Origin of the sequence: Roseovarius sp. SK2, from assembly GCF_028807495.1 — a bacterium.
Taxonomy (GTDB): Bacteria; Pseudomonadota; Alphaproteobacteria; order Rhodobacterales; family Rhodobacteraceae; genus Roseovarius; species Roseovarius confluentis.
This window is the reverse complement of record NZ_JARAMK010000035.1, coordinates 1-1,217: the sequence shown is the minus strand read 5'-3', so window position 1 is coordinate 1,217 and position 1,217 is coordinate 1. Positions and strand designations below refer to the sequence as shown.

The following is a 1,217-nucleotide window of genomic DNA, read 5'->3' as shown; positions in this document are numbered from 1 at the left end:
TGATCGGCCCCATCTAAGTGGTCCAATTTGATTGTTAGTGCATGATCGGCCTTTGGTCCATCTGGACTATGGCTTCTGGCGCAGGCGGGCGATAGCCCAGAGCACTGTGTGGTCGTTTGGTGTTGTAGTGTTTCCTCCATTCTTCGATCAAGATTTGCGCTTCACGCAAGCTGTAGAAGATCTCGCCATTCAAGAACTCATCTCTGAACCGGGCATTGAAGCTTTCGCAGTATCCGTTTTCCCAAGGTGACCCTGGTTCGATGTACGCGGTCTTCGCGCCAACCGATTTGATCCAATTCTGGACGGCTTGAGCAACAAACTCCGGGCCATTGTCAGACCGAATGAACGACGGGATGCCGCGCAGGATGAACAGATCACTCAAGGCGTCGATGACATTGACTGAGTTCAGTTTGCGATCCACACGAATGGCCAGACATTCTCGGCTGTGCTCGTCAATGATGTTCAATGTCCGGAACGCCCTTCCATCATCGGTTCGACAATGAACGAAGTCGTACGACCAGACATGGTTGCGGTACTCAGGGCAAAGTCTGACGCACGATCCATCATTCAGCCAAAGCCGTCCTTTCTTTGGTTGTTTCATTGGCACTTTCAGCCCCTCTCGTCGCCACAGCCTTTCGACCCGTTTGTCGTTCACATGCCAGCCAACATCTCTCAGCAGCGCTGCGATCCGACGGTAGCCGTATCGGCCATATTGGCGGGTCAGCTCGATCATGTCGGCCACCAACCGCTCTTCATCGGCGCGACCAACTGGCACCTTACGCTGTGTGGATCGGTGTTGTCTCAGAACGCGACACGCTCGGCGTTCTGAGACATTCAGTTCAGCTCGAACACGATCAATGCAGGCTCGACGACGAGCGGGGCTTAGAAGTTTCCCTTTGCAGCTTCCGCCAAGATCAGCTTGTCCAGCGTCAGATCAGAAACGGCCCTGCGCAGCCGCTCATTCTCTTTCTGAAGGCGCTTCAGTTCCTTCAATTGATCTGAGCCCATTCCACCGTATTTCTTTTTCCAACGGTAGTAGGTCTGTTCAGTCACACCAATCTGCCGGATCGCATCCAGACGCGGCAAACCTTGCCCCGTCAGAACCTCAACCTGCCGTAACTTCGTGATAATTTCTTCGGGCTTCGGTCGCTTGATTGCCATGTGGTTCCTCCGTTTTCCTAAACATAGCGGAGGACCACTTCATTGGGGGAGGATCA

1 protein-coding gene is annotated in these 1,217 nt (G+C 53.5%); it reads right to left on the bottom strand.

The features are described from left to right. Positions 1–34 precede the first annotated feature (34 nt). Positions 35–1,161, bottom strand: a protein-coding gene (locus PVV74_RS22800) for an IS3 family transposase (RefSeq protein WP_274594792.1) whose coding sequence is annotated in 2 segments (ribosomal slippage) — positions 35–897 and positions 897–1,161 — 1,128 coding nt in all. Because the reading frame shifts where the segments join, the coding sequence is not laid out codon by codon here. Positions 1,162–1,217 lie beyond the last annotated feature (56 nt).